General features: G+C 63.7%; 1 pseudogene. It reads left to right on the top strand.

From position 1 onward, the window contains the following. A pseudogene (locus ABGA94_RS03880) lies at positions 1-137 on the top strand (RlmI/RlmK family 23S rRNA methyltransferase); the annotation flags it as partial. Positions 138-476: the final 339 nt, after the last annotated feature.

Genomic DNA, 476 nt, shown 5'->3' with positions numbered 1-476 from the left:
AAGGTGACGGCCTGTCCGGCCTGGTGGTGGACCGCTACGGCGACCTGGTGGTGGTCGAGTTCTTCGCCGCCGGCATGTTCCGCCACCGCGAATGGATCTACGATGCGCTGCGCGAGCAGTTCCCCGGCTGCCGCTTCACGTAACCGGCATGCGACACGGTGACCACCACGTCTTCCGGTGCGATCAGGTCGAGGATGTCCAGGTCTTCTTCGCTGTGGCGGATTTCGGTGCGACGTCGTCGAGCGACCGGTCCAGGGAAACAGTTTGGCCGCGATCGGCCAGCGAGAGTTGACGCATGGGGGCACCACGGATTTGCCTAGTACAGGACTCCGTTTTGCCAAATCAGGCGGCACCGCGTCACGCATCTCGCCGTTGATATCCAGCGCGAAGCCGCTGATCTGCTGGCCATCGGCCAGGGGGAACTGCAGCTCACCCTCCAGCACGCGCCGGTTCGGGTTGTGGAATTCCAGGATGAT

The organism is Stenotrophomonas sp. 3diitr2024, assembly GCF_042136455.1.
GTDB lineage: Bacteria > Pseudomonadota > Gammaproteobacteria > Xanthomonadales > Xanthomonadaceae > Stenotrophomonas > Stenotrophomonas sepilia.
The sequence above is the reverse complement of the archived record's forward strand: the minus strand, read 5'-3'. Positions and strand labels throughout refer to the sequence as shown.